The sequence below is a fragment of the Curtobacterium sp. NPDC089991 genome (genome assembly GCF_044748425.1).
Lineage (GTDB): Bacteria > Actinomycetota > Actinomycetes > Actinomycetales > Microbacteriaceae > Curtobacterium.
Genome location: NZ_JBIVGB010000003.1, coordinates 38,649 through 64,883, shown reverse-complemented (window position 1 = coordinate 64,883; position 26,235 = coordinate 38,649). Strand labels below are relative to the sequence as shown.

The 26,235-nt window shown below is 71.7% G+C and carries 24 protein-coding genes; 5 read left to right on the top strand and 19 right to left on the bottom strand.

What is annotated here, in order from left to right:
* Positions 1 to 74: 74 nt before the first annotated feature.
* Genes ACIPV1_RS09650 through ACIPV1_RS09635 form a run of 4 tightly spaced genes read right to left on the bottom strand, consistent with a single transcriptional unit; the run spans position 75 to position 3,775 of the window.
* Positions 75 to 1,088 (bottom strand): sugar phosphate isomerase/epimerase, encoded by a 1,014-nt coding sequence (locus ACIPV1_RS09650; protein ID WP_123939093.1) that lies wholly within the window; start codon positions 1,086 to 1,088, stop codon positions 75 to 77.
* Entirely contained in the window at positions 1,085 to 2,269 is a 1,185-nt protein-coding gene (locus tag ACIPV1_RS09645) for a Gfo/Idh/MocA family protein (protein WP_123939094.1), read from the bottom strand. The genes ACIPV1_RS09650 and ACIPV1_RS09645 overlap by 4 nt, the downstream gene beginning before the upstream one ends.
* Positions 2,266 to 2,730, bottom strand: a complete 465-nt coding sequence (locus tag ACIPV1_RS09640; RefSeq protein WP_123939095.1) for a heme-degrading domain-containing protein — start codon at positions 2,728 to 2,730, stop codon at positions 2,266 to 2,268. The genes ACIPV1_RS09645 and ACIPV1_RS09640 overlap by 4 nt, the downstream gene beginning before the upstream one ends.
* 13 nt (positions 2,731 to 2,743) lie before the next feature.
* Entirely contained in the window at positions 2,744 to 3,775 is a 1,032-nt protein-coding gene (locus tag ACIPV1_RS09635; protein WP_123939096.1) for a Gfo/Idh/MocA family protein, read from the bottom strand.
* A gap of 164 nt (positions 3,776 to 3,939) precedes the next feature.
* Between ACIPV1_RS09635 and ACIPV1_RS09630 the strand changes: the two genes are divergently transcribed.
* Complete coding sequence (locus ACIPV1_RS09630; protein WP_123939097.1) at positions 3,940 to 5,202, top strand: MFS transporter; 1,263 nt, start codon at positions 3,940 to 3,942, stop codon at positions 5,200 to 5,202.
* A gap of 80 nt (positions 5,203 to 5,282) precedes the next feature.
* Here ACIPV1_RS09630 and ACIPV1_RS09625 read toward each other — a convergent pair whose 3' ends face one another.
* On the bottom strand, positions 5,283 to 6,323 hold the full coding sequence (locus tag ACIPV1_RS09625; protein WP_221182576.1) for a LacI family DNA-binding transcriptional regulator: 1,041 nt from the start codon (positions 6,321 to 6,323) through the stop codon (positions 5,283 to 5,285).
* A 72-nt stretch (positions 6,324 to 6,395) separates the two neighbouring features.
* Here ACIPV1_RS09625 and ACIPV1_RS09620 point away from each other — a divergent pair, with 72 nt between their 5' ends.
* Positions 6,396 to 7,427 (top strand): Gfo/Idh/MocA family protein, encoded by a 1,032-nt coding sequence (locus ACIPV1_RS09620; protein WP_123340599.1) that lies wholly within the window; start codon positions 6,396 to 6,398, stop codon positions 7,425 to 7,427.
* A 3-nt stretch (positions 7,428 to 7,430) separates the two neighbouring features.
* Here the strand turns inward: ACIPV1_RS09620 and ACIPV1_RS09615 are convergent, their stop codons facing one another.
* Both ACIPV1_RS09615 and ACIPV1_RS09610 read right to left on the bottom strand, forming a co-directional pair.
* Positions 7,431 to 8,108: a flavodoxin gene (locus tag ACIPV1_RS09615; RefSeq protein WP_123939098.1), complete on the bottom strand. Its 678-nt coding sequence runs from the start codon at positions 8,106 to 8,108 to the stop codon at positions 7,431 to 7,433.
* Positions 8,109 to 8,113: 5 nt separating this feature from the next.
* Positions 8,114 to 8,971 (bottom strand): aldo/keto reductase, encoded by an 858-nt coding sequence (locus ACIPV1_RS09610; RefSeq protein ID WP_123939099.1) that lies wholly within the window; start codon positions 8,969 to 8,971, stop codon positions 8,114 to 8,116.
* Between the two features lie 101 nt (positions 8,972 to 9,072).
* Here ACIPV1_RS09610 and ACIPV1_RS09605 point away from each other — a divergent pair, with 101 nt between their 5' ends.
* Positions 9,073 to 9,927 carry a helix-turn-helix transcriptional regulator gene (locus ACIPV1_RS09605; RefSeq protein WP_123939100.1) on the top strand — a complete coding sequence of 285 codons (855 nt, stop codon included), beginning with the start codon at positions 9,073 to 9,075 and terminating at the stop codon, positions 9,925 to 9,927.
* 377 nt (positions 9,928 to 10,304) lie between these two features.
* Here the strand turns inward: ACIPV1_RS09605 and ACIPV1_RS09600 are convergent, their stop codons facing one another.
* The 4 genes from ACIPV1_RS09600 to ACIPV1_RS09585 form a co-directional block, all read right to left on the bottom strand.
* Positions 10,305 to 12,767 carry a glycoside hydrolase family 3 protein gene (locus ACIPV1_RS09600; RefSeq protein WP_123939159.1) on the bottom strand — a complete coding sequence of 821 codons (2,463 nt, stop codon included), beginning with the start codon at positions 12,765 to 12,767 and terminating at the stop codon, positions 10,305 to 10,307.
* Between the two features lie 125 nt (positions 12,768 to 12,892).
* Positions 12,893 to 13,774: a carbohydrate ABC transporter permease gene (locus ACIPV1_RS09595; RefSeq protein WP_123313217.1), complete on the bottom strand. Its 882-nt coding sequence runs from the start codon at positions 13,772 to 13,774 to the stop codon at positions 12,893 to 12,895.
* Entirely contained in the window at positions 13,774 to 14,796 is a 1,023-nt protein-coding gene (locus ACIPV1_RS09590) for a carbohydrate ABC transporter permease (RefSeq protein ID WP_402726269.1), read from the bottom strand. The genes ACIPV1_RS09595 and ACIPV1_RS09590 overlap by 1 nt, the downstream gene beginning before the upstream one ends.
* Positions 14,797 to 14,798: 2 nt before the next feature.
* Positions 14,799 to 16,097, bottom strand: a complete 1,299-nt coding sequence (locus ACIPV1_RS09585) for an ABC transporter substrate-binding protein (RefSeq protein WP_402726268.1) — start codon at positions 16,095 to 16,097, stop codon at positions 14,799 to 14,801.
* A 145-nt stretch (positions 16,098 to 16,242) separates the two neighbouring features.
* On the opposite strand from ACIPV1_RS09585, the gene ACIPV1_RS09580 reads away from it, so the two are divergent.
* Positions 16,243 to 17,274 (top strand): LacI family DNA-binding transcriptional regulator, encoded by a 1,032-nt coding sequence (locus tag ACIPV1_RS09580; RefSeq protein WP_123939104.1) that lies wholly within the window; start codon positions 16,243 to 16,245, stop codon positions 17,272 to 17,274.
* Between the two features lie 7 nt (positions 17,275 to 17,281).
* Here ACIPV1_RS09580 and ACIPV1_RS09575 read toward each other — a convergent pair whose 3' ends face one another.
* Positions 17,282 to 18,265 (bottom strand): AraC family transcriptional regulator, encoded by a 984-nt coding sequence (locus ACIPV1_RS09575; protein ID WP_123939105.1) that lies wholly within the window; start codon positions 18,263 to 18,265, stop codon positions 17,282 to 17,284.
* A gap of 121 nt (positions 18,266 to 18,386) precedes the next feature.
* Between ACIPV1_RS09575 and ACIPV1_RS09570 the strand changes: the two genes are divergently transcribed.
* On the top strand, positions 18,387 to 18,833 hold the full coding sequence (locus ACIPV1_RS09570; protein WP_123294672.1) for a MarR family winged helix-turn-helix transcriptional regulator: 447 nt from the start codon (positions 18,387 to 18,389) through the stop codon (positions 18,831 to 18,833).
* Positions 18,834 to 18,900: 67 nt separating this feature from the next.
* On the opposite strand, the gene ACIPV1_RS09565 is transcribed toward ACIPV1_RS09570, so the two are convergent.
* From ACIPV1_RS09565 to ACIPV1_RS09535, 7 genes are all read right to left on the bottom strand, one after another.
* A complete protein-coding gene (locus tag ACIPV1_RS09565) occupies positions 18,901 to 20,748 on the bottom strand; it encodes a choice-of-anchor G family protein (RefSeq protein ID WP_123939106.1) in 1,848 nt (615 codons plus the stop codon).
* Positions 20,745 to 21,473, bottom strand: a complete 729-nt coding sequence (locus tag ACIPV1_RS09560; RefSeq protein ID WP_123939107.1) for a hypothetical protein — start codon at positions 21,471 to 21,473, stop codon at positions 20,745 to 20,747. Before ACIPV1_RS09560 ends, ACIPV1_RS09565 begins: the two co-directional genes overlap by 4 nt.
* Positions 21,470 to 22,021, bottom strand: a complete 552-nt coding sequence (locus ACIPV1_RS09555) for a signal peptidase I (protein WP_123939108.1) — start codon at positions 22,019 to 22,021, stop codon at positions 21,470 to 21,472. Before ACIPV1_RS09555 ends, ACIPV1_RS09560 begins: the two co-directional genes overlap by 4 nt.
* A gap of 8 nt (positions 22,022 to 22,029) precedes the next feature.
* Positions 22,030 to 22,767, bottom strand: coding sequence for an acyl-CoA dehydrogenase (locus ACIPV1_RS09550; protein ID WP_260155066.1), 738 nt, complete (start codon positions 22,765 to 22,767; stop codon positions 22,030 to 22,032).
* A 123-nt stretch (positions 22,768 to 22,890) separates the two neighbouring features.
* Positions 22,891 to 23,739: a carbohydrate ABC transporter permease gene (locus ACIPV1_RS09545; protein WP_243648957.1), complete on the bottom strand. Its 849-nt coding sequence runs from the start codon at positions 23,737 to 23,739 to the stop codon at positions 22,891 to 22,893.
* Complete coding sequence (locus ACIPV1_RS09540; protein WP_185021092.1) at positions 23,739 to 24,710, bottom strand: carbohydrate ABC transporter permease; 972 nt, start codon at positions 24,708 to 24,710, stop codon at positions 23,739 to 23,741. Before ACIPV1_RS09540 ends, ACIPV1_RS09545 begins: the two co-directional genes overlap by 1 nt.
* Positions 24,707 to 26,026 carry an ABC transporter substrate-binding protein gene (locus ACIPV1_RS09535; protein ID WP_131922243.1) on the bottom strand — a complete coding sequence of 440 codons (1,320 nt, stop codon included), beginning with the start codon at positions 26,024 to 26,026 and terminating at the stop codon, positions 24,707 to 24,709. The genes ACIPV1_RS09540 and ACIPV1_RS09535 overlap by 4 nt, the downstream gene beginning before the upstream one ends.
* Between the last annotated feature and the right edge of the window lie 209 nt (positions 26,027 to 26,235).

Here is a 26,235-nt window from a genome sequence, read left to right as displayed (position 1 = left end):
GACCAGGTGACGGACGGGAGGCTCGGTGCCAGCTGGAACCGGGCCTCCCGTCCGTCACGCGGTGACCACCACCGCTACTGGTTACTGAAGGCGGCGTCGAACGCAGCCTTCGGCTGCGGCCAGAGCAGGGAGCGGACGAACGCGGCCGCCTCCGCGGCGCCGTGCAGGCGGTCCATGCCAGCGTCCTCCCACTCCACGGAGATCGGGCCGGCGTAGCCGATGTGCCGGAGCGCGCGGAACGCGTCCTCCCAGGGGATGTCCCCGTGCCCGGTCGAGACGAAGTCCCATCCGCGGCGTGGATCGCCCCACGGCAGGTGGGATCCGAGGATGCCCTGCCGGCCCGACGCGGAACGGATGCGGGTGTCCTTGCAGTCGACGTGGTGGATGCGGTCCGCGAAGTCGGTGATGAAGCCGACGGTGTCGATGCCCTGCCACGCCATGTGCGACGGGTCCCAGTTGAACCCGAAGGCCGAGCGGTGGTCGATCGCCTCGAGGGCACGCACGCTCGTCCAGTGGTCGTACGCGATCTCGGACGGGTGGACCTCGTGGGCGAACCGGACACCCTCGGCCTCGAACACGTCGAGGATCGGGTTCCACCGGTCCGCGAAGTCCTGGTAGCCGGCGTCGATGACGTCCTGCCCGACGGGCGGGAACATCGCGACGTACTGCCAGATGCTCGATCCGGTGAACCCGACGACGGTGTCGACACCCATCTTCCGGGCCACGCGGGCCGCACGCTGCATGTCGGCGGCGGCGCGCTGCCGGACGCCCTCGCCGTCACCGTCGCCCCACACGGTGTCGCGCAGGATCGCGCGGTGGCGGAAGTCGATCGGGTCGTCGCAGACGGCTTGCCCTGCGAGGTGGTTCGAGATCGCCCACACCCCGAGGCCGTGGCGGTCGAGGACCTCGAGCCGGCTCCGGAGGTAGGCGTCGTCCTCGTCCGCGCGGGCGAGGTCGAGGTGGTCGCCGGACGCTGCGATCTCGAGACCGTCGTAGCCCCACTCCGCGGCCAGGCGGGCGACCTCCTCGAAGGGCAGGTCGGCCCACTGCCCGGTGAACAGGGTGACGGGGTTGGTGGTGGTGCTCATCGTTCCTCCGTGCTGGTGCTCGTCCACCGTCCGGTCGCGGCTCCGCGCAGGACGGCGTCGACGACCTCGAGGGAGCGGACACCGTCCTCGACGGTGGGGAGTCCCTCGGGTGTCTCGCCACGGACCGCGGCGTAGGTGTCGGCGCAGAACGCCGCGAAGGCGTCCGTCCAGCCCTGCGGGTGCCCGGCCGGTGTCCGGTTGAGCCGCGCCTGGCCGGCGGAGACGGATCCTTCGGCACGGTGCACCGTCGTGGAGCCGTGCTCGCCGCCGAACCACACGGACTCGGGGTGCTCCTGGTCGAACACGGCAGACCCCTGCGAGCCGTCGACCTCGATCCACAGGCGGTTCTTCCGGCCGGCGGCGACCTGCGAGACGACGGTGTTGGCCAGGGTGCCGTCGGCGGTGGCGAAGGTCACGACGGCGGTGTCCTCGGTGCGGACCGGGACGGTGCCGGTGCCGGTTTCGGCGCTGGTGCCGGTTCCGGTTCCGGTTCCGGTTCCGGTTCCGGGTCCGGGTCCGCCGAACGATGCGCCGGCGGAGGTGGGGTCGGGGCGCTCGGCGTAGGCGATCGACGTCCGGGCGGTCAACTCCGTGAACCTCGTTCCGGTGATGAACTCGGCCAGGTCGGTCCAGTGCGTCCCGATGTCCGCGAACGCCCGCGACGGACCGCCCCGCTCCGGGTCGACCCGCCACGTCGAGGCGTCCGGCGACACCATCCAGTCCTGCAGGTACGAGCCGTGCACGGTCAGCACCCGGCCGAGCGTGCCCGCGGCGACCCGGGCACGGAGCTCCCGGACCATCGGGTGGTACCGGTACACGTACGGGACCGTGCTCACCGTGCCGGCGGCGCGCACGGCATCGGCGAGCCGTCGGCCCTCCGAGAGCGTCATCGCGACCGGCTTCTCGACGACGGTGTGCAGCCCGGCCGCCGTGGCGGCCAGGGCGTAGTCGACGTGGGTGTCGTTCGGCGTGCAGACGTGCACGACGTCCAGCCGATCCGCGACCAGTTCGTCGACGGACGCGTACCCGGTCGGCACGCCCCACCGTTCGGCGGCCTGCCGGGATCGCGACGCCGACGAGCCGAGCACCCCGCCGACGACCGCGCCGGCGTCACGGGCCGCCCGGACGTGCGCGTCCGCGATCATGCCCGTCCCGATCACGGCGACGCGGAGTGCGATCACCGGCGTCCCTCGAGGAACGCACGGAGCCCGGCGACGACGAGGTCGTGGTCCTCCGTCGAGGACAGGCCGGAGGCCGTCGCGGCCGCGACCACACCGGCACCGCGGACCCGGATCGGGAACGACCCTCCGGTCACGGCGTACTCGGCGCCGAGCCACCCGATCGCCGCGGGATCGACCCCGGCGGCGGACAGCCGGGCGTCGACGAGGGCACTCGACTGCTCCATCCGGAGCACGACCGCGGCCTTGCGGCCGATCCAGACGTGCTGGTCCGGGGTGATGCCCGGGGTCGCCGCGCGGAACAGGCCGAGGCCGGGACGACGGATGTCGATGCCGACGGCGTGGCCGGCCTCGTGGGCGATGCCGCGGATCAGGGAGCCCAGCTCCCAGGCGTCGTCGTGGGTGAAGGCGTCGAGCACGAGGTCGCGCTCCTGCTGTTCGAGGGTGGTGATGAGGTCGGACATCGTCGTCTCCTGCTCAGCCCGCGGCGATCTGCGCGCGGGCGGTGTCGACGGTCTCGAGGATCGAGATCGTCTCGTCGAGGGTGTGCAGCGGGGACTCCGTCCGCCCCTCGCCGACGAAGCGTGCCAGGGCGGTGGCTTCCCAGGCCAGGGCGGCGAAGCCCCGCAGTGGTGTCGGGTCCTGCCAGTGCAGGACGGGCGAACCGTGCGCTGCTGCCGAGATCGTGAAGGTCGTCGGGTTGTAGAACGGTCCGGCGAAGTCGATCGTGCCCTCGGTGCCGGCGATCGACGCGGTGGTGGGCGTGCGGGCGGCGATGGTCGTGTGCAGGACGGCCTGGGCGGCGCCGTGTTCGAGGACGAGCGAGCCGGAGGCGTCGACGCCGGACTCGGTCATCCGGCCTCGTGCCGTGACGCGGTCCGGGGTGCCGAGCACCATCGACGCGAACTGCACGGCGTAGATGCCGAGGTCGAGCAGCGCTCCCCCGCCGAGCTCCGGACGGAACAGCCGGTGGTCCGGGCCGAACGGGATCGCCTGACCGTGGTCGGCGAGCACGCTGCGCACCTCGCCGAGCGCTCCGTCCGCCAGCAGGGTCCGGAGCACCGAGGCCTGCGGCAGATACCGGCTCCACATGCCCTCCATCGCGAGCACCCCGGCGGCGCGTGCGGCGTCGGCGACGGTGCGGGCCTCGGCAGCCGTGACGGTGAAGGGCTTCTCGATGAGCACGTGCTTGCCGGCGGCGATCGCTGCCAGGGCCACCGCGGCGTGCTCACTCTGCGGTGTCGCGATGTAGACCACGTCGACGTCGGGCCGGGCGACGAGGGCGTCGACACCCTCCACGGCTGCCTCGATCCCGTGCTCGGCGGCGAACGCGGATGCGCGGGGCAGTGACCGGGACGCGACGGCGACGATGCGCTGGGCGGTCGAAGCGCGCACCGCGGTGGCGAACTCGCCGGCGATCCAGCCGGGGCCCACGATCCCCCAGCCGAGGGACGGCTCACCGGACGCCGTCGTGAAGAGCTCGGGTTCGGGCAGGGCGGTGGGGATCATCGTGCTCCAGTGCTCTCGGTTCCGTGGTTCGTCGTCGGGCGGTGGCATTTGCGCTTGGCACGAGATAACATCGCCGACGTCGTCAGGTTAGCACGAGCCAAACGCGCGTCACCGATGACCGGGTTTCCGACCGGACGACGTGCACACGACCCGAGGAGGAGTCGATGTCGACAAGGCTGCCGGCGCACCCGTTCACCACCGCCACCCCGACCAACCACGTCAGCAACTGGTACCTGACCGCCCTCGGACTGGCACAGTTCGGCATCTACGTGGCGATCTTGTCGCCGGTCTACGTCAGCATGCAACTGAAGGCCCAGGCGCTGAACCCCGACGACCCCGCCTCGGTGATCGCCGTCGCGCTGCCGCTCGGATCGCTCGGCGCGATCTTCGGCAACCCGCTGTTCGGCGCCCTGAGTGATCGAACCCGGACGCGGTGGGGGCGCCGCCGCCCGTGGCTACTCGGCGGCATCCTGGTGCTGCTCGGCGGACTCGCCATGGTGGCGTACTCGCCGAACGTCGGCATGCTCACCGTGGCGTGGATCATCTGCCAGCTCGGGTCGAACGCCGCCTACTCGGCCATGATGGCCAGCTGGGCGGACAACGTGCCCGAGCTGCAACGCGGCCGCGCCTCGAGCGTGATCGGGCTGGCGCAGAACCTGGCCGTGCTCGCCGGCACGTACGCCGCCGTCCTGCTGGTCGAGAACCTGCCGCTGCTGTTCATCTTGCCCGGCATCCTCGGCGTGCTCTGCGTGCTGGTGTACGCGTTCGTCACCCCCGACCGCATCCCCGAGGTCCGACCGAAGCCGTTCTCGTGGCTCACGATCGTGCAGACCTTCTGGACGAACCCGATCACGCACCGCGACTACGGACTGGCGTGGTGGTCGCGGTTCCTGATCATCCTCGCCACGTTCCTGTTCACGACGTTCCGGCTGTTCTACATGCAGGACCACCTCGGCATGACCGCGCAACGCGCCACCTCGGCAGTGGCGTTCGGTGTCCTCCTCTACACGATCGCACTCATGATCGGCACGGCGTTCTCGGGCTGGCTGTCCGACCGGCTGCGGCGCCGCAAGGTGTTCGTCGGCGGCTCGACCCTGCTCTTCGGCGTGGGCCTCGTCGTGCTCGTCTACGCGCAGGACGTCACCGTGTTCTACGTCGCCGAGGTGATCATGGGCTTCGCCTACGGCATCTACGTGGCCGTCGACAACGCCCTGGTGGTCGACGTCCTGCCCGACAAGGACAAGCCCGGCAAGGACCTCGGCGTCATGAACATCGCGAACTCCCTGCCGCAGTCGTTCGCGCCGGCACTCGGTGCCTTGCTGCTCGGGGTCGGCGCTGGTGACAACTACCCGGTGCTGCTCTGGGGCGCCGGCATCGTGGCACTCGTCGGCGCACTCGTCGTGATCCCGATCCGCAGCGTGCGCTGAGCGGCAGCGACCCCGACCCGGAACGACGTGGTCGACGTCGCACGACGTCCACCACGTCGTTCCGGGTCAACGCTCGACGCTCAGCGCTCGGCAGGACCCGTCGACGCGCGCACCACGAACCCGGTCGGTGTCGCGACACGACGTCGCTCCCCACCGTTCCCCGAGGTCCGGTCGAGGACGGCAGCCAGCGCCGCGTCGACCGTCGCCTCGACGTCCTGGTGCACCGACGTCAAGCGGTGGTAGCTGAGCGACGCGAGGTAGCTGTCGTCGAAGCCGACCACCGACACCCGTCCCGGCACGTCGACACCGTGCTGCGCGAAGACGGCGAGCAGGCCGGTGGCGCACTGGTCACCGCAGCAGACCACGGCGGTGGGCAGGGTGTCGCGGGCGACGAGCGTGCGGGCGGCCGCGGCGCCATCCTCTTCGCTGAAGCCGCTGGGGACGACGTCGGTCTCGGCTGCGAGTCCGACGCCCTGCATCGCGGCACGGTACGCGGTCGCACGATCGAGGCCGACCAGCCCGTCCTCGCCACCGACGTAGGCGATGCGGCGGTGACCGAGACCGATCAGGTGCTCGACCGCGGCGCGGAGCCCACCGGTCTCGTCCACGTGCACGTTGTCGGCGTAGGGGGCGTCCGTCCACTCGCCGAGGAGCACGACCGGCACGAGGCGACTCGCCTCCTCGAGCGCGGTCGCGTCGGGGTCGGGGTTGAACACGACGAGGGCCTCGACGCGTTCGCCGAGCAGGTCGGCCACCACCTGGTCCGTCGAGCGCTCGGCACCGGCGGGGCCGAGGGCGACGCCGAAGCCCTGCTCGGCGGCACGGGCGAAGAGCCGTTCGACGAACCGGACCTGGAACGGGTTGCGCATGCTGAAGACCGCGCCGATGAGCCGCGTGCGGCCCTCGCGGAGCAGCCGGGCCGAGGTGTGCGGGCGGTAGCCGAGCTCGGCCGCCGCCGCGAGGATCCGGTCGCGGGACTCCGCGCTGGGTCCGGGCGCACCGCGGAGCACGAGCGAGACGAGCTGCCGGGACATCCCGACGTGCTCGGCGACGTCGCGCATCGTCGGCAGGCGGCCGCCGGTGGGGCGCCGCTCCGGCAGGTCGTCGGTCCCCGTCGTCACCCGGCCAGTCTGGCACGTGCGAAGGACGCGTAGGCTGCGATGGCACGAGCCAATCCCTGCGAGAGGACGACGATGACCCTGACGCTGCCCACCCCGGTGCTGCCCGACCCCGACGCCGTTCCGGCCCTGCGGTGGGGCGTGATCGGCACTGGCATCGCCGGCAAGTTCGTCACCGCGATCCACCGGCACACGCCGCAGCGGGTGATCGCCGTGACCGCCCGTGATGCTGCGAAGACCGCACGGTTCGCGAAGGAGCACGGTATCGACCGGACCGTGCCGAGTGTCGAGGCGCTCGTGACCGACCCCGAGGTCAACGTCGTCTACGTCGCCACCCCGCACCCGCTGCACCGCGAGCAGGCCCTCGCTGCGATCGCCGCCGGCAAGCACGTCCTGATCGAGAAGCCGATCGCGATGTCCGCTGCCGAGGCGCAGGAGATCACCGGTGCGGGACGGGCCGCCGGTGTGCTCGTCATGGAGGCGATGTGGACGCGGTACCTGCCGCAGTCGGACATCATGCGGCGACTGCTCACCGACGGCACGATCGGCACCGTCCGGCTCGTGACCGCCGACTTCGGGTTCGTGATGCCGTACGACCCGGGGCACCGCCTGTGGGCGCCGGAGCTCGGCGGCGGCGCGCTGCTGGACGCCGGCGTCTACCCGATCTCGTTCGCCGCCTCGGTGCTCGGCTCCCCGGACCGCGTGCTGGTCGAAGGGGCGAGCGGTCCGGGCGGCGTCGACGTGCGCGCCGACCTGCTGCTCTCGTACGCGGGCGGAGCCCGGTCGATGTTGTCGACGTCGCTCGAGACCGCGCTGCCCGTGCGAGCCTCGGTCGTCGGCACCGAGGGACGCATCGACGTCGGCAGCCCGTTCTTCGGGCCCTCGTCGATCACCGCGGTTCGTGGGAACTTCGCGGCGTCGGAGTCCGCGACCTGGACGGACCAGCGACTCGAGGTGCTGCATGACGGGCTCGCCTACCAGGCCACCGCACTCGCGTCCTTCGCAGCCGAGGGGCGGATCGAGTCGCCGGTGCACACGCACGACGATGTCGTCGGCGTGATGCGGGTCATCGACACGGCCCGGGCAGCGATCGCTGCGGCCCCGTGACGGTCAGGTGAGCCCGACGTTCCGCAGCCACCGGTCGACGTCGTCTCCGGCAGCGCGCTCGCGGACGTCTTCGCCGCGCACTGCGAGCCCCTCGCCGAGCGTCGCCCCGGTGTCGAGGTCGCGGTAGAAGGACTCGGTGGAGCCCAGACCGCTCACCGCGTACGTGACGACCGGCAGCAGCCGCTTGCCGGACAGGTCGACGGCCTCGACGAAGGTCGCCATGATCATCGGCGGCTGGACGTTCCAGATCGGGCTCCCGAGCAGCACCGTGTCGTAGGCGCGCAGATCGGGCAGTTCGCTCGCGATCTCCGGACGGGCGTCGTCGTCCTGCTCCGTGCTGTTGCGCGCCACGGTGGCGTCGTAGCGGTCGGAGTAGGGGTCGGCGGCCTCGATGCGGACGACGTCGCAGTCGATCCGGTCACCGATCAGACCGGCGAGGACCTCGGTGTTGCCCGTGTCGATGGTGCGCCGACCGCCGTTCCAGTAGTTCTCGCCGGGTCGGGAGAAGTACGCCAGCAGGACGCGGTCGTCGCGCGCGGTCGGGGACACGGTGCTCCTCGGGGTGGTGGACGGAGTGGGCGCGGTGGTGCACGCGGCCAACAGCCCACCCACGGCGACACTGAGCGTGCTCGCTGTGGCGGTCCGCAGCACCTGGCGGCGGGTGGGCTGCCGGCCGGGCACGCAGATCAGGCTTCGGCGCGGCCGGTGAGCCAGCGGACCATGTCGGGGTCGACGTGGGAGAAGAACTGCGACTCACCGGCCTCGAGCTCGGCCATCGTCGCCATCTGCTCGTCGGTGAGCTCGAAGTCGACGACGTCGAGGTTCTGCTGCATGCGCTCGGGCTTGACGGACTTCGACACGACCACGACGCCGCGCTGCACGAGCCACCGGAGCACGACCTGCGCGACCGACTTGCCGTGCGCCGCACCGATCTCGGACAGGACCGGGTTGGCGAACAGGTCGTTCTTGCCCTCGGCGAACGGCGCCCACGCCTCGAGCTGCACGCCCTCCTTCTGCAGCAGCTCCTGGTAGTCGGCCTGCTGGTGGAACGGGTTCGTCTCCATCTGGTTCACCGCGGGCACGACGTCGGCGAACGCGATGAGGTCCACGAGTCGGTCGGCGGCGAAGTTGGACACGCCGATCGCGCGGAGCCGGCCGTCTCGGTGCGCCGCTTCGAGGGCACGCCACTCGCCGTAGTAGTCACCGAACGGCTGGTGGATCAGGTACAGGTCGAGGTAGTCCAGGCCGAGCTTCTGCAACGACGTGGTGATCGCGTCACGGGCGCCGTCCTCGCCGCGGCGCTGGATCCACAGCTTCGAGGTGATGAACAGCTCCTCGCGGGGCACACCGCTGGCGGCGATGCCCCGGCCGACGGCTTCCTCGTTGCCGTACGAGGCTGCGGTGTCGATCAGTCGGTAGCCGGCCGTGATCGCATCGGTGACGGCCCGCTCGGTCTCGTCGGCGGGGATCTGGTAGACGCCGAAGCCGAGCTGCGGCATCGTCGTACCGGTGTTGAGGGTCACTGTGGGAGTCGTGTTGGCCATGACTCCATGAGACTCCCGCGGCGGCGTGCGTGGGAGGGCGGGCTCTTCCGTGTACCAGCAGTCACTCCTTCACGACAGCGCGTCGTCGTACGGTGAGGAGTATGGACAACCAGGCCGAGGTCAGCGACTTCCTCCGCACCCGGCGTGCTCGCATCACGCCCGAGCAGGCCGGCCTCATCAGTGGCGGTCGGCGGCGCGTCCCCGGGCTCCGTCGCGAGGAGGTCGCGATGCTCGCGGGGACGAGCATCGACTACTACGCCAAGATCGAGCGCGGGAACCTCTCCGGGGTGTCGACCGAGATCCTCGAGGCGATCGCCCGTGCGCTGCAACTGGACGACGCCGAGACCGAGCACCTGCACGACCTCGCCCGCGGCGCGGCTCCGGCCCCGATCCGTCGGCGGACCACCACGCCGGAACCGGTCGTGCGTCCGAGTCTCCAGCGCTTCCTCGACACGGTCACCGGGACACCGACGTGGGTGCGGAACCGGCAGATGGACATCGTCGCGACGAACCCGCTCGGCCGGGCGCTCCTGGCACCGGTCCTCGACGCCCCGGGCGCGCAGGGCAACAACGCACGCTTCACGTTCCTCGACCCTGCGGCCCGGACCTTCTACCCGGACTGGGTGGCGGGCGCGAACAGCATCGTCGCGACGCTCCGACAGACCGCCGGACAACACCCGCACGACAAGGACCTCACCGGACTCATCGGGGAGCTCGTGACCCGGTCCGACGAGTTCCGGGCCCGCTGGGCTGCCCACGACGTCCGGTTCCACCGCACCGGCGCGAAGCGGATCCACCACCCCGACGTCGGCGACCTCGAGTTCACGTACGAGGCGTTCGACCTGCCCGACAGCCCCGGGTGGACCATGTACGCCTGCACGGCGACAGTCGGGTCCCCCACCGAAGAACGTCTCACCCTGCTCGGCAGCCTGTCGGCGACCTCCGCCACGAGCTGACCCGGGTACCGTCACTTCCGTGCCCGGTCGTCGCCTACCGCACCGACTCCATCGCGGAGTACTGGGTCACCGGCCAGGACACCCCGAGCGTCTCGCTCGAGACCGCACCCACGACGACGACGGTGACCCGCGGTCTGCACCTGGCGTTCGAGGCCGCGAGCCGCACCGAGGTCGACGCGTTCCACCGGGCGGCCGTCGCAGCCGGCGGGGTCTCGCGCCACGAGCCCCGGTAATGGCCCGAGTACCGCGCCGACACGGCGTTCGTGAGCGACCCCGACGGCAACGACGTCGAGGCGCTCGTCAAGGAGCACTGACCGCGGCGACGGGCCGTGCATCCTGAACCGTCCGCACGGCCCGCCCCGTCGGCGCGGCCCGGCTCAGCCCACCGTCCACTCGACCATCCGCGGGTCGTCCAGCGTGACCTCGTGCACCGGCCCCGTCACCATGACCGTGGCACGCTCTGTGGCGGAGCCGGGGACGGGCCGTCGGACCGGCCCGCCACCGGACGCGACGATCCCACCTGCCGGCACCGGGCCTCCCGGTCGTGACGCCGCCGCGTGGGACGCGACCCAGACCTGCACGTCCCCGGGTTCGACGACCCGGCGCATGCGACGGTCGGTGAACGCGAACCGCTGGACGGGGACGCGGAAGCGGACCCGGGTGGACTCCCCCGCGGCGAGCGCGACGCGCGCGTAGCCGAGCAGCTGGACCTCCGGTCGGGTGACGCTGCCGTGCACGTCGTGCCCGTAGAGCTGGACGACGTCCTCGCCCGCGTGTGCGCCCGTGTTCCGGACGCTCACCGAGGCGTCGAACAGCCCGTCCGAAGGCACCGACGCGTCGACCGTCAGCTCCTCGTACGCGAACGTCGTGTAGCCGAGGCCGAAGCCGAACGGACGGACCGGCGTCGAGTCGGCGGCCGTGACGTCCGAGGGGCCCCCGAGCCGCGGGTGCAGGTACGTGTACGGCTGGGCGCCGGCGGCCCGCGGCAGCGAGACGGGCAGGCGACCGGACGGTGACGCGGCGCCGGTGAGCAGCTCGGCGATGGCGGTGCCGCCCTCCTCACCGGGGAAGAACGCCTGCACGACCGCCGCGGGTCGTCGAGCGCCAACAGCGACTCGGCTCGCGCCGGCCGGGCCAGCGGCGACGACGCCGTCGTCGTCGCCGTCGAGCGCCCACCCGATGGCGTACGGCCGCCCGGTCAGCAGCACCACCACGGTCGGCGTGCCGGTGGCGACGACCGCCTCGACGAGCGAGCGTTGCACACCCGGCAGGTCGAGCGACTCGGTGTCGTTCCCCTCGCCGACGGTGCCGCGGCCGAACAGGCCGGCCTGGTCGCCGACGACGACGACCGCGACGTCGGACGCGGCGGCCACGGCGACGGCATCCGCGAACCCGGCACGGTCGGAGCCGGTGACGGCGCAGCCCGCGGCGAAGCGCACGGCGTCGTCGCCGAGGGCGTCGACCAGCGCCTCGCGCACGGTCGGGATGGCGAAGCCGAGCGGCAGGTCGGGGTGCGAGGCGAGCACGTGGTTGGCGAAGGAGTAGCAGCCCTGCAGGGCCTCGGCGCGGTCGGCGTTCGGGCCGATGACGGCCACGGACGCCCCGGGCCGCAACGGCAGGACGGGCGCGGCGGCCGGCGCGCCAGCGCCAGCACCAGCACCAGCGCCAGCGCCAGCCCCAGCACCAGCGCCAGCACCAGCACCAGCGCCCACATCGTCGTTCGACAGCAGCACCAGCGACCGCGCCGCCAACTGCTTCGCCAACGACCGGTGCAGCGGGGTGTCCAGGTCGATGCCGGTCGGCGGTTCGTCCTCGAACGCCTGCGGGTCGAGCAGCCCCAGTCGCTCCTTCTGCCGCAGCACCCGAAGGACGGCGCGGTCGACCAGGGCCTCGTCGAGCAGACCGGCCCGCACCCGCTCGACGAGCGGCGCGAGGTACGCGTCCCCGGTGGGCAGCTCGACGTCGATGCCCGCCTCGAGCGCGAGCGCCGCTGCTTCACCACGATCGGCGGCGATGCCGTGCATCACCTCGAGGAACGCGACCGAGAAGTAGTCCGCCACGACGGTGCCGTCGAAGCCGAGCTCGTCACGCAGCAGTCCGGTCAGCAGTTCACCGTTCGCCGCGACGGGCACGCCGTCGATCTCGGCGTACGAGTTCATGACGCTCCGGGCGCCACCGTCGCGCAGGGCCATCACGAACGGCGGCAGGTAGACGTCGGCGACCTCGCGCGGTCCGGCGTGCACGGGTGCGTGGTTCCGCCCCGCCTGCGAGGCCGAGTACCCGAGGAAGTGCTTGAGCGTCGCGTCGACGCCGGCCGCCTGCAGGCCGCGCACGTAGGCGGTCCCCACGGTGCCGACCAGGTACGGGTCCTCGCCGATGCACTCGTCGACCCGCCCCCATCGCGGGTCGCGGATCACGTCGAGGACCGGTGCCAGGCCCTGGTGCACGCCGAGCTGCCGCATCGACGCACCGATGGCGGCGCCGACCTGCTCGACCAGCTCCGGGTCGAAGGCCGCACCCCACGCCAGCGGGGTGGGGAACGTCGCGGCCTTCCACGCTGCGAGCCCGGTCAGGCACTCCTCGTGCACGAGCGCAGGGATCCCGAGCCGGGTCTCGCGCTTGAGTCGCCGCTGTTCCGCCCACAGCCACGCCGCGCGGTCGTCGGGTTCGACCGGTCGGGTGCCGTAGACGCGGGTGAACTGGCCGATGCCGTCGCGGGTGATGTCCGCCAGGGTGCGGCCGTCGGCGGCCGCCGCCATCTCACCCTGCATGGGCGCGACGACGCCGGTCTGGTCGAGCCAGTAGCCGACGAGCTGCGCCGCCTTCTCGTCGAGCGTCATGGCGGCGAGCAGGGCGGTGGCGCGGTCGGGTCCGGTCGCGTCGGGTGCGTCGGGTGCGTCGGGTGCGTCGTTGTCGTCCTGGAGGCGCGGCTGGCGTCCGGTGTCCCGGGTCGCGTCCGTCGTCGTCACCCCTTCACCGCCCCGGTCAGGCCGCCGACGATGCGGCGCTGGAAGATGGTGAAGAACACGAGCGCCGGGATCATCGACATCGAGGTGAACGCGAGCACCTTGGCGGTGTCGACGGAGTACTGCGACGAGAACGCCTGCACGCCGAGCGGCAGTGTGTAGCTGCCCTCGTTGTTCAGGATGAACAGCGGCAGGATGTAGCTGTTCCAGCTCGCGATGAACGCCAGGATGCCGACCGTGACGACGCCCGGCAGCGACAGCGGCACGACCATGCGGAAGAAGAACCCGAGCCGGCTGGCGCCGTCGATCGACGCTGCCTCTTCGAGCTCGTCCGGGATCGCCCGCAGGAACGGCACCAGGATGATGACCGTGGTCGGCAGGGCGAAGGCGATCTGCGGCAGGATCACGCCGGCCAGGCTGTTCGTCAGCCCGAGGTCCTTCACGAGCAGGTACAGCGGCGTGATGGCGACGGTGATCGGGAACATCAGACCGGCGGCGAACAGGGCGTACAGCGCACCGCGGCCGGCGAACCGGTAGCGGGCGAGCACGAAGCTCACCATCAGTCCGAGCACGACGACGCCCGCGGTGGTGGTCACGGCGCTGATCGTCGAGTTCGCGAGCTGCTGCCAGAAGATGCCGCTGGACAGCACGGATCCGTAGTTGCCGAGTTCGAACGGCGCTGGCAGCCCGGCCGGGCTCGTGGTGATCTGCGAGTTCGTCCGGAAGCCGCCCAGCACGATGTACAGCACCGGGGCGAGGTTCGCGGCGACGAACAGGATCGCCACCAGGTAGGTGAGCGGGTTCGCGCGACCGATGGCCGCGCTGGACCGCCGCTCCCGCGTGGCCCGCCGCCCGGGGGCGACGATGCTCGTGGTGGCCATCAGTTCTTCCTCTCGGTGAGTGCACCCGCGGTGTCGCGGCGGAGCACGAAGCGCTGGTAGATCAGGGCGACGGCGAGCGAGATCACGAACATGACCACAGCGACGGCGCTGCCGAAACCGAAGTTGCCGGACGTGCGACCGTTGGCGACCATGTACGTCGCCATCGTCGAGGTGCCGGCGGTCGACGAGATGTACTGCCCCCAGATGATGTAGACGAGGTCGAACAGCTGCAGTGAGCCGATGATCGACAGGAACGCCCAGATCCGGATGGTGGGGCCGAGCAGCGGCAGGGTGATCCGCCGCTGGATCTGCCAGTAACCGGCGCCGTCGATGGCCGCGGCCTCGAACAGCTCCTCGGGGATGCTCTGCAGGCCGGCCAGGAACAGGATCACCGCGAAGCCGATGTACTTCCACGAGATGATCACGAGCAGGGTCCAGATGGCGATGTCCGGGTTGGACAACCAGTCGGCCCGCAGCCCGCCGAGGCCCATGCCCTGGAGCAGGTCGTTCACCGCGCCGTTCGACTGGAGCATCAGGCTCCAGCCGGTGCCGACGATCACCTCGGAGATGACGTACGGCACGAACACGAGCACGCGGACGAGCCCGCGGCCGTGCATCTTCTGGTTGAGCAGCAGCGCGAGCACGATGGCGATCGGCCCCTGCAGCACGAGGGACAGCACGACGATGAAGCCGTTGTGCATCAGGACCGCGTGGAACGCCTTGTCCTGGAAGATGATCAGGTAGTTCTGCAGCCCCACGAAGTCGGTGGGTGGGCCGTAGCCCTGCCACTTGAAGAACCCGTAGTAGGCGGCGAGCACCACGGGCAGGATCACGAAGGTGACGAAGACGATGACCGCGGGGCCGGCGAGCACCGCGATCTCGACGCGCTTCCGCCAGTCCGCGATGCGGCGCGTGGACCGCCGTCCGGCGGGGAGCGGCGTACCGCTCCCCGCCAGGGACGTCCCCGCGGCCGTGTCCGACCCGGTGGCCGGGGTCGTGCCGAGCGAGGTGTCGAGGGTCATGGTCAGCCCTTGGCCGCAGCCTGGTTGGTGGTGTCCACGATGTCCTTCGCGCTGCCCTTGCCGGCGAGCAGGTCGACGACGCTGGTGTTCAGCGCGTTGCCGACGTTCTGGCCGTACAGGGTGTCCAGGTACTGCGAGACGAACGGCGCGTCCTGGTAGGCGGCGAGCGCCGACTTCAGGTAGTCCGCGTCGACGACCGACTGGGCCTCCTGGTTGACCGGGATGGCCTGGAACGCCGTGTAGTAGGCCTCTTGGTTGTCCTTCTGCACGATGAAGTTGAGGAAGTCCGTGCAGGCCTTCTTCGGAGCCTTCGCCGAGCAGGAGTTGCCGTCGACGCCGCCCATCATCGACTTCGGGTCACCCTTGCCCCCGTCGATCGTGGGGAACGGGAACCAGCCGAGGTCGGCCAGCGGCTTGCCGTCCGGGGTGAGCGAGCTGATCACGCCCGGGTCCCACGCGCCCATGAGTTCCATGGCGGCCTTGTGGTTGGCCAGGAGTCCGGCGGAGCTGCCGGCACCCTGCTGGGCAGCGGTCGTCAGGAAGCCGTCGTTGAACGGCTTCGTCGCGGTGAAGTCCTCGAGCTGCTCGCCGGCCTTCGTCCAGCACGCGTTGTCGAACTTCAGCGACTTCGCCGCGCCCTCGAGCGTCTTCTGGCTGCACTCGCGCAGCGCGAAGTTGTAGTACCAGTGGGCGGCGGGCCAGGCGTCCTTCGCACCGACGGCGACGGGGTCGATGTCGGCGGCCTTGAGCTTCGCGATGTCGTCGTTCAGCTCGTCCATCGTCGTCGGGGTACGGTCGATGCCGGCTTTCTGGAACAGGTCCTTCGAGTACCAGATGCCCTCGGGGAGCACGGCACCGGGCATGGCGTAGGTCTTGCCGTCCTTCTCGTAGCCCGCGAACGTCCCGGCGCTGATCGACTTCTTCGCGTCGGCGCTGATGGAGCCGGAGATGTCCATGAGCTGCCCGGCGGCGATCATCGCGTCCATCTTGCCGCCGCCGCGCTGCAGGAAGACGTCCGGCCCGTCGCCCGAGTTGAGCGCGGTCTGCAGCTTGCCGTCCAGGTCCTCGTTCTGGATGGCCTGCGTCTTGATGGTGACGTTCGGGTACTTCGCCTCGAACGCCTTGACCGTCGAGGCCCAGTAGGCCTTGCCGGGTCCGGTGGTGGAGTTCTGCCAGAAGGTCATCGTGACCTTCCCGTTGCCGTCGTCGGCCGCGTTGCCGCCTGCCGAGCAGCCCGTGGCCACCAGTGCTGTCGCCCCGATCAGCGCGATGGCTGCCGCGGCACGGATCTTCCTCGTCATCGTGGAACTCCTCGTGTCGTCGTTGACATGCAGCGACATCCACTGCCGCTGCGGAGAGCGTGCCAGGTGCTCCTGCCGCTTGTCAATCGATATCGATAACGTTTTCTACACCGTTTCGACACGCCATCAGCGGTACGGTGAGCACATGGACTCGGCACTCGGCGCGCGTCCCGGTGCCGGCCGGGTGACGATCGGCGACGTCGCACGGGTCGCGGGGGTCTCGATCCCCACCGTGTCGAAGGTCATCAACCAGCGCGACGGCGTCGCCGCGGCCACGATGATCCGCGTGCAGCAGGTCGTCGCCGACCTCGGCTACGAGACGTCCTTGGTCGCCCGCAGCCTGCGGAGCTCCCGCACCGGGGTCGTCGGGATCCTGGTGCCCGAGTTCGAGCCGTTCTCGACCGAGCTCCTGCGCGGCATCTCGAGCGCGACGACCGGCACCGGCTACGAGCTGCTCGCCTACGCCGGCCTGATGACCGGCGCCGACCGCCCGGGCTGGGAACGCCGGTCGCTGTCCCGCCTGTCCGGCACCCTCATCGACGGCGCCATCGTCGTCACCCCGACCACGGCCCTGTCGAGCTCGTCGATCCCGGTCGTCGCGATCGACCCGCACACCGGGCCCGAGGGCCACGCGACGGTCGACGCCGACAACGAGGGCGGGGCGGTCCAGGCCGTCGAGCACCTGCTCGCGCTCGGGCACACCCGGATCGCGCACCTGCGCGGCCGCGTCGATCTGGCGTCCGCCCAGCTGCGCGAGGCCGGGTACCGCTCCGCACTGACCGCCGCCGGACTCCCGATCGACGAGCGGCTCGTCCGCGACGGCGACTACCAAGAGGAGCAGTCCGCGGCTGTCGCGCGCGACCTGCTCACGATGGACGAGCGACCGACCGCGGTGTTCGCCGCGAACGACTCGTCGGCCGTCGGTGTGCTGCGAGCCGCGGCGGAGCTCGGCCTGCGGGTGCCGGAGGACCTGTCCGTCGTCGGGTTCGACGACGTCCCCCAGGCGTCGATCACCACCCCGCCGCTCACCACCGTGTCGCAACCGCTGGCCGAACTCGGGTCCCGTGCGGTCGAGATGCTGCTGACGATGCTCCGTGGTGAAGCCGCGTCGGACCACGTCCGTCTGTCGACCACACTGCGGGTGCGTTCCAGCACCGGCCCCGCGCCGCGGCCCTGACCCCCGGCTAGCGGCGCAGGGTCTGCTTCGGGTACTCGCCGAACCTGGCTGCGTACGACGCCGAGAACCGGCCGAGGTGCGCGAACCCCCAGCGTCGGGCGACGTCCCCGATCGCTCCGACCTGCGGGTCGAGTGCGAGGAGTTCGCTGCGCACGCGGTCCAGACGGACGTCCCGCAGGTAGGTGAGCGGCGACACGTCGAACACCCGACGGAACGACTCCTGCACCGACCGCACGCTCAGGCCGGCCACCGCGGCGAGGTCGGCGATGGTCACGGTCTCGGACGCGTGCGCGTGGACGTACTCGACGGCGGCGCGCAGCCGGGCGTTCCGCGGCAGGGCCAGTTCGGCCGGCAGGTCGTCGAGCTGCGGCGGGAAGGTCTCGAGGAAGGCGGCGATCGCGAGCGACTTCGCCGCGACCCAGGTGTCGGAATCCGGACCGCCGACACGGAGCGCGCGGGACAGCGCGGCGAGGGCACCCTGCCACCGGCCGTACATCGCGTTGTCCGGTTCGCGCGTGTGGTCGAAGCGCAGCGGGCGGTCGCCCAGGTCGAGCTGTTCGCTGGCGACCCGGTGCACGAGCTCCCGGTCGAGGTGCACCAGACGCTGGTCGTGGTCCTCGGCCGCGAAGACGAACGCGGTGTCGCAGGGCAGCAGCGTCGGCACGTTCCGGTGCAGGTCCACCCGCTGCCCGCCGACGTCGAGGTGGGCGCTGCCGCTCGTCATCCACGCGACGATGTAGTCGGTGCTGATCGGCATCGCACCGCGCAGGACGCCGCGCATCTGGGACCGACGGATGCTGATCTCGGTGTCGCCGACCGCGGTGTAGCGGTAGAGGAACTCGCTGCCGGTCTGCTGGGCGGACCACTGCTCGGCGCCGTGCACCATGGCCAGGTCACGCGCCGCCGACTCCGGATCGATGCCGGACACCTCGAAGCGCACCGACTCGCTCGCGCGTCCGCCGGCACGTGGGGAATCGTACGTGTCAGTCACGGTGCATCGCCCCCGTGCCGGACACCCGAACCTGACCGTGCAACTCGTTATGTGGATACGCTGACCCGGTGAGCACGGCGTACGGTGGCGCGGACCCGATCGGTCCGAAGGGGGCGCGCTCGTGAGCGATCTCGACCTCGTGGCGGCGCTGACCCGACTCGAAGCAGCAGTGTCCGCACTGCGGGCGCGGCTGCGCGACCAGCTCGACGTCTCGGGCAGCGACCTGACCGTGCTGCAGTTCGTGTCCCGCGCCGAAGCGGCCGACCGGACCGTCCGCGTGAAGGACCTCGCGAAGCACCTCGGCCTGACCGGCCCGGCGGTGACCGGCATGGTGGACCGACTCGAGCAGAGCGGACACCTGAGCCGCGTGCCGAACCCGGCCGACGGGCGGAGTCGGCACATCGAGCTGACCGAGACCGCCAGGCGTGACTACTCGATCGCCATGGACGGCACGAACAAGCACCTGCACGAGCTGTTGGCCTCCTTCTCGGAACGGGACAGGGTCCGGTTCGTCCGGATCGTCGACCGCATCATCGCGGCCGTCGACCTCGGCGCCCCGAGCCCCTGACGGCAGGGTACGGGCGGTCAGCATGCGGCTCCGGTGATTGTCCACCATGCGCAGCTAGGTAACGATGCTACCTATCTCGGGCGCGGGCGGCATCGAGGAGCGACACGGAGTTCGGCCCCACCACGGCGCTGGCCAGGTCGACGCGGGCCAGTCCCCCGGGCACCAGGGCGTCCGCGATCGACAGGCGGAGTGCGGTCTGCGTGTACTGCCCGGTCGTCGCACGGCCGGCCGGGGTCGGGGCGGCCGCGAGGTCCTGTTGCACGTTCACCCGGAGCGAGAGCACCCCGGGCAGCCGTGCGAGGACCGTCCCGAGCGCACGGACGACCGGGCCGCCGATCGTCGTCGTCAGCGTCGTGCCGAGCGTCCCGACGAGTGCGAACAACCGGGTCGTGAGCGTCCCCACCACCGCCTGGGTCAACGGGTTCACGAGCGACGTCGCGAGGCCGGTCACGACGCCGAGCAGGCCACCCAGGTCGAGTCCGAGCAGCGCGACCCCGACCGACAGCTTCGTCTGCCCCGCCATGAGCGCCGCGACCCCGGTGTCGACGCCGATCGACAGCGTGGCGATCTTCACGCGGATGCCGAGCACCAGGGGTGCGCTGAGGTCGGCGGCGAGCGCGATCCGGACGTGCAGGGACCCGAGCGCGGTCGTCAGGGCGGTCGTGATCTTCCCCGCCCAGGCGTCCACCACCTGCCCGAGCCGGTCGGCCAGCGCACCGAGGGTGACGGCGTCGAGCACCACCTCGTGGTTCGGCGGCAGGTCGTTGAGCCCGTGCTCGTCGTCGCCGAGCAGGTGCGCGAGGTCGACCCGGACGGATCCGGCCGACAGGTCGAGCGACAACGTTCCGCCGGCGTCCTGCACAGGTTCGGCGAGCAGCGGCGCGACCGCGCCCGCCAGGTCCGGCCCGGTGATCTCGACCGTGCCCCCGATGGTGCCGAGCCCGAGGCTGCCGATGAGCCCGCCGAGTACCCCGAGCACGCCCTGGTTGATCGTCCGTGCGAGCACCCCGTCCGTGCCACCGAGCGCGTCGACCGTGGCGTCGAGCTGCACCACGGTGTCGTTCACGGCCGTGACCAGCGCACCGACGAGCGGGCTGTCCACACGGAGGTCGAGGCTCGCGATGCCGTAGTCGCGATCGAGCCCGGCGGGCCCGCTGTCGGCTGCCACCTGCTGCACCGCGGCACGCAGGTTCGTCGCGAGCGTGCGCTGGACGACCCCGCCCCACACGTCGTCGCTGATCGCGTCGCACCCGGCGAGCTGCGCACTCGCACCGACGGCTCCGACGTCGAGCCCCACGTCGGTGACGTCCGCGATGCCCGGCAGTGCGCGGCCGAGCGTGATCGACGCCGGGTCGGGCAGGTCGCCGGACGGGGTCGTCGGCGTGACGAGCACGCCACCGGAGTCCGCGACGAGCCCGGATGCCGCCACCGCGTCACCGGTGCCCGACGCCGTCGCGACCTGGTTCACCGCGCCCGCCGAACCGGCCGGCAGCCCGAGGCCGAGACCGGTGAGGTCGATGCCCGCCACGTCGCCGAGCAGCCCGACGTCGAGCGGGTTGCCGAACGCCTGCGTGAACGGGCGGCCGCCGGTGCCGAGCTCGGGCGCGGTGGCCGGCTCGACCGATGCCGGTGCGGCTCCGGTCTTCGCGACGTCGACCCCGCGCACCGTGGCGACGTCGTCGAGGTCGATGCCGGCGATGCTCCCGCCCAGGAACCGGCTCGAGGCCGTCGACGTGTAGTCGGCATCGGTGCCGCAGTCGAACGACGACGTGCCCACGGCCCCGTGCGCCCACTCGCGGTCCGACCACGACGCGGTGCTCGGGACGGCGGTGGGCGTGACCAGGGCTGCTGCGACGACGATGCCGGTGACGACCGCGATCCGGCCACGGCGCAGGTGCAGCGGACGCCGGGTCACGACCGGCTCCCGGGGCGCCGGAGCCGGAGGGCGACGCCGGCGAGCACGGCCGCGACCGCGACGAGCACCGGCCCCGCGAACCCGCCACCGGTCATCGCGAGGACGACCGGACCGACGTCGTCGAAACCGCCGTCGCCACTGCCGTCGCCGTGCGTCGGGCGTCCGGGCACGACGGGGTCCCCGCCGCGAGCGGTCACGCCGACGCCGACCTCGGCGGTCCGGGGCACCGTGGTCGCGGCGTCACCGAGGGACAACCGGACGAGCAGGTACGCCGAGCCGTCGCCGTCCGGGTCGGGCACACGGACCGACGGCGCGGTGGTCGCCCAGTCGACGAGGGGGACGGCGTCGACGAGGGCGGCGGTCTGTCCGCCGCACGTGGGGGCTCCCGACGGGTCCCCCCACGGCTGGTCGCACGTCGCGACCGTCACGAGCACGCCGTCGGTCCCGCCCGGCAGGCCGCCCCGCCCCGTGAGCTGCAGGTCGAGGGTGACCGGGCCGGGCTCGTCGACGCTCGTCCGCACCTGCCACGTGACGTCCGCGTCGTTCCCCGCCCCGGGCAGCACGAGGGGCTCCGGACCGGTGTGCAGCACCAACCGGCCCGGCGTGCCGGTCTCGGCCACGGGCCTCCAGTCCGTCGCGGCGACCGCCACCGCCGTCGTGCCGATGCCGGCCGCACCGGCGAGCACCGCGGCGACCGCCGCGGAGGTGGCGAGGACGCGGGTCACGAGTCCTCCCGCCGGGCCGGCCAGAACGCCCACGCGACGAGCACGCCGACGAGCGCGACCGCCAGCCCACGGGCCGGGGCACTCGTGACCACGACGAGCACCGAGCCCAGGCCGGGGGCGTGCGCCAGCACGAGTCCGGCGTGCCGGACGACGTACGGGTCGCGGTCGTCGGAGGCGTTGTCGTCGCCCCGCAGGGTGAGCGACCGCGCCGCGGAGTCCCCCGGGACCCGGTCCACCGCGACCACCCGGTGGGTGACGGGCAGGGCCGCCCCCGCGCGTGGGACCGTGACGACGTCCCCGTCGGTGATCTCGGCCGCGGGCACGCGGTGCGTGATGGCGAGCCCGCCCGCGGGGATCGTCGGGGCCATCGACCCGGTGGTGACGACGACGAACGACAGCCCGGTGAACGCCACGGCGGCCCAGGCGAGCAGGCACGTGAGCCCGACCGCGCCGACGACCGTCAGGACGACGGTACGGATGCGGTCGGCGGGACGACGGGGCGGCGCCGCGCCCTCGTCGGAGGACGTCGGCGCGGTGGAGCCGCGCACGGCCGCGCTCAGTCGGACTCGGCGGCGAACTGCCACGCGGGCGCGGCCGTCCGCCCCTGGAGCGCGTCGACCGTGGTGCCGGCCGGCAGCGTCGGCGACTCCGGCAGCGAGACCTCGAAGCAGTACACCTGCGTCGACCCGCCGGCCGCGGCGAGGGGCCGCGCGATCGTCGCGGCAGCCGTGCCGAGCGGCCCGGACGCGACGCTCGTCCACGGCACGTCGAACGCGGTGGCGTCGCACACGGCGGTGGTGTCCGTGATCGCGGCGACCCGGACCTGCAGGGCGTTCCACAGCACGTCGTCGGCGTCGGAGACCGTGACCCCGGTCGCCGGCACCGCTGCCCGGAGCACCAGGTCGCCGGCGATCGAGTCGGCGGCGGTGCGGAGTGCGACGGGGGCGTAGGTCGCGGTGCCCGGCGACAGGGCGAGCGCGTCGACGGTGAACCGGAGCGCCTGGCCCGGGTTCGTCTCGTCCGAGGTGAAGCCCGCCGCGGCGAACGGCGCCGTGACGTTCTGCTCGACCTCGAACCCGGACGTCCCCACGCCCGGCCCACCCGAGCCGTTGCCGCCGAACACCCACTCGGTGTCCGTCCACGACGCGAGCGTGTAGCCCGCGCCGCCGATGACGAGGACCCCGCCGGCAGCGAGCGCGAACACCCGGTTGCGACGCCGGGAGCGGCGGGCGGTGTCGTCCGCGGCGCGACGGCCACGGTTCCGGGCGCGCGGGGGCGCAGTGCTGTCAGCCATGACGTGTCTCCTGATCCGTGACGCCGATCGGTGGCGGCGACGGCCGGGGTGGTTGGTCCTGGCCGTCGCCGTCGACGTCTGCTCCGATCCTGGCGGACTATCCCTCAGGAATCAATGGACGCGTCACCCCTTGACGGCACCGGAGGTGAGCCCCGACACGATCGAGCGGCGGAACACGAGCACCAGGATCACGATCGGCACCGTCGCCGCGACGCTCGCCGCGAAGATCTGCGCGAAGGGCACCGTGAACTGCGTGCCGAACAGCGCGATGCCGACCGGGATCGTCCGGAACGAGTTCTCGCTGTTGAACGTCAGCGCCATCAGGAACTCGCTCCACGACGCTGTGAACGTGAAGACGCCGACCGTGAACAGGCCCGGCTTCGCCATCGGCAGGATCACGCTGAGCACGGTGCGCCAAGCTCCCGCCCCGTCGATCTCGGACGCTTCCTCGATCGTCGAGGGGATCCCGACGAGGTAGTTCCGCATGATCCAGATGGCGAACGGCAGGTTGAACGCGACGTACGGCACGATCAGTCCCGGGTACGAGTTGAGCAGCCCGAGGTTGCGCTCGAGCAGGTACAGCGGCGTGAGCACCGCGATCGCCGGGAACACCGACAGCATGAGCAGCGACGTCATGATCGCCGTGCGGCCCTTGATCCACCGGCCGGCGAGCGCGTAGCCCGCCAGGAACGCCAGCGCGAGCACGATCACCGTCGTCGACACCGACACGATGACGCTGTTCACCATGTACTGCCCGAGCGCGTTGTCGCGGAAGGCCACCACGAAGTTGTCGAGGGTGAACGCCTGCGGGAACGCGGTGGGCGGCGACTGCCCGATCTCGGACGCCGGCTTGAGCGACGTCGACACGAGCCAGTACAGCGGCAGCGCCGTGAGTACCGCGATGACGACGCCGCTGACGTTGACGGTGTTGACCCACTTGCGCCAGCCCTTGCGCACACGTTGACGGGGCATCAGGCATCCCCTCCCTTCGCCTGGTTCCGGAAGGCCCGGAGGAACAGAAGACACCCGGCCGCGACGATGATCGCGGTGGACGTCGCGATCGCCGCGCCCGGGCCGATGTTGATGTCCTGGAACAGGACCTTGTAGCCCATGATCGCGAGCGACTGGGTGGCGGTGCCCGGTCCGCCGTTCGTCAGCACGAAGGGCAGGTCGAAGACGCCGAACGCCTGCAGGATGCGGAACAGCACCGCGATCGTCAGCGTCGGGGTGAGCTGCGGCAGCACCACCCGCCAGAACGTCTGCCAGGTGCTCGCGCCGTCGAGTTCCGCGGCCTCGTAGTGGTCCTCGGAGATCTGCACGAGCCCGGCGAGCAGGATGATCGCCACGAAGGGCGTCGTCTTCCAGATGTCCGCGACCATCAGGCCCGTGATCGCGGGCACCGGTTCGCCGAGGATCACCGGGGCGTCCCCGAACAGGCCGAAGAACCACGTCGCGACGCCGTAGGTGCTGTCGTAGATGTACTTCCACAGCTGCGCGTTGACGATGGTGACGAGCGACCACGGGATGAGCATGAGCGCGAGCATCCAGCCGCGCGTGGCCCCGAGCCGCTCGAGCACGAGGGCGACGAGCATCCCGAGCACGAGCTCCACCGAGACGGTCACGACCGTGTACAGCACCGTGAAGCCGAGGGCTCGGTACCAGTCCGCGCTCTGCAGCAGGGCCGCGTAGTTGCCGAGCCCGAACGACTGGATCGTGAACCCCTCGTAGCCGACCTCGACGTCCGCGAAGCTCAGGACGATCGAGTAGACCACCGGGAAGATCGTCACCGCCGCGACGACCAGGAGCGCCGGGGCCGCGAAGCCCCACGCGCCCCGCGCGCGGATGCGGTCGAGACGCGACCGCCCGCTCAGGCGGGGCGGCGGGTCTTGGCGACCCGTGCCTCCCGGCCTGGTGCCCGACCGTGTGGCCGTGCCGGCGCTCACAGCGCCTCCCCCTGCAGGGCGAGCGCGATGGCCGAGGCCATCGTGCTCGTGCCGCCGTCGACGGACGCCTGTCCGCCGAGGATGCTGTTGCCGTTCTGGTACACGCCCTGCGAGACCTTCGGGTAGTACGCGGTCGACGTCGGACGGGGCACGAGCGTGATGCCGGCAGCGGTGTCGTACGTCGGGCGCTGCTGCTGCTTCGCGTCCTCGCTGACGAGCGACGCGCTGCGGGCCGGCAGGACGCCGCCCTCGCGGGTCAGGAACTGCTGCGCCGTCTCGCTCGACATCCAGCGTGCGAACGTCAGTGCCGCCGCGGGCTGCTGCGTGTGCGGGTTGATGTAGTTCCCCCACCCGCCGATGGTCGAGTGGTGCTCGTCCTGCCCGTCGAACGTGGGACGGGCGGCGAGCCCGACCTTGCCCGCGACCTGGCTGTCCGGCCCGTTGGCGATTCCCCACGCGTACGACCAGTTGCGCAGGAACGCCGCCCGGCCTCCCGAGAAGGCGTCGTTCGTGTCCTGCTCCTGGTACGTCAGGGTGGCCCGGGGGCTCGCGCCGTCCGTGATCAGGGACCGCATGAACTCGAAGGCGCGCTTCGTCTCCGAGCTCGTCGTCTCGGGCTTCGTCAGGTCGTCGTTGAGCAGCGAGCCGCCGGCGTCCGCGACGAACTCGGTGACGTTGCAGGTGAGGCCCTCGTACACGTCGCCCTGGAACGCGAACCCGTAGCTGACGTCACCGGTGTCGACGAGCTTCGCGGCCGTCTCGCGCACTTCCTCCCACGACCCCGGCACCTGCAGGGAGTGCTTCGCGAGCAGGTCCTTCCGGTACAGGAAGAACGACTCGTCGATGTAGAGCGGGAACATGTAGTACGTCCCGTCGACGCTCGCCGCCTGCCGCAGGCCCTCGGGGAACTGGTCGAAGAAGTCCTCGCCCACGAGCTGGTTCACGGGGGTGGCGAGCTTGTTCTTCGCGAACTGCCCGGGCCACGCGACGTCACCGAGGTAGACGTCCGGCGTGCTGCTGCCGGCCGCGATCTGCGTCGTCAGGCTCGTCCGGTTCGTGTCGGTGTCGCTCGGGGCGCTGACGATCCGCACCCGGATGTTCGGGTGTTCCTTCTGGAACTCCGCGATGAGCCGGCGCCGCAGGTCACCGCCGTCCTTCGAGGCGACCTGGCCCGCCCACCAGCTGATCGTCGCCTCGCCCTCTGGCGGGTCGGTGGGCCAGTCCTGGACCAGCGTGCGCTCGGGGCGCGTGGAGCAACCCGCGAGGAGCAGCACCCCCGCTCCCCCGAGCAGGAACATCCTGCGGTCGATGGCCATCCGTCCTCCTCGACGTGTGGTGCTGCGAACCTGTGCGTCCACACAACCAACGGACCCTGAGCGCCCGGTGGGCGCGCGGCGGCGGGCGCGGGCGGCGGGCGCGGGCGCGGGCGGGGCGCGGTGCCGAGCTTTCGCGCTGGGCGACAGTTCACGGGTTCGCGGCCCCGCGAACTGTCGCTCAGCCCGAAACGTGGGAACGGGCGGACGGG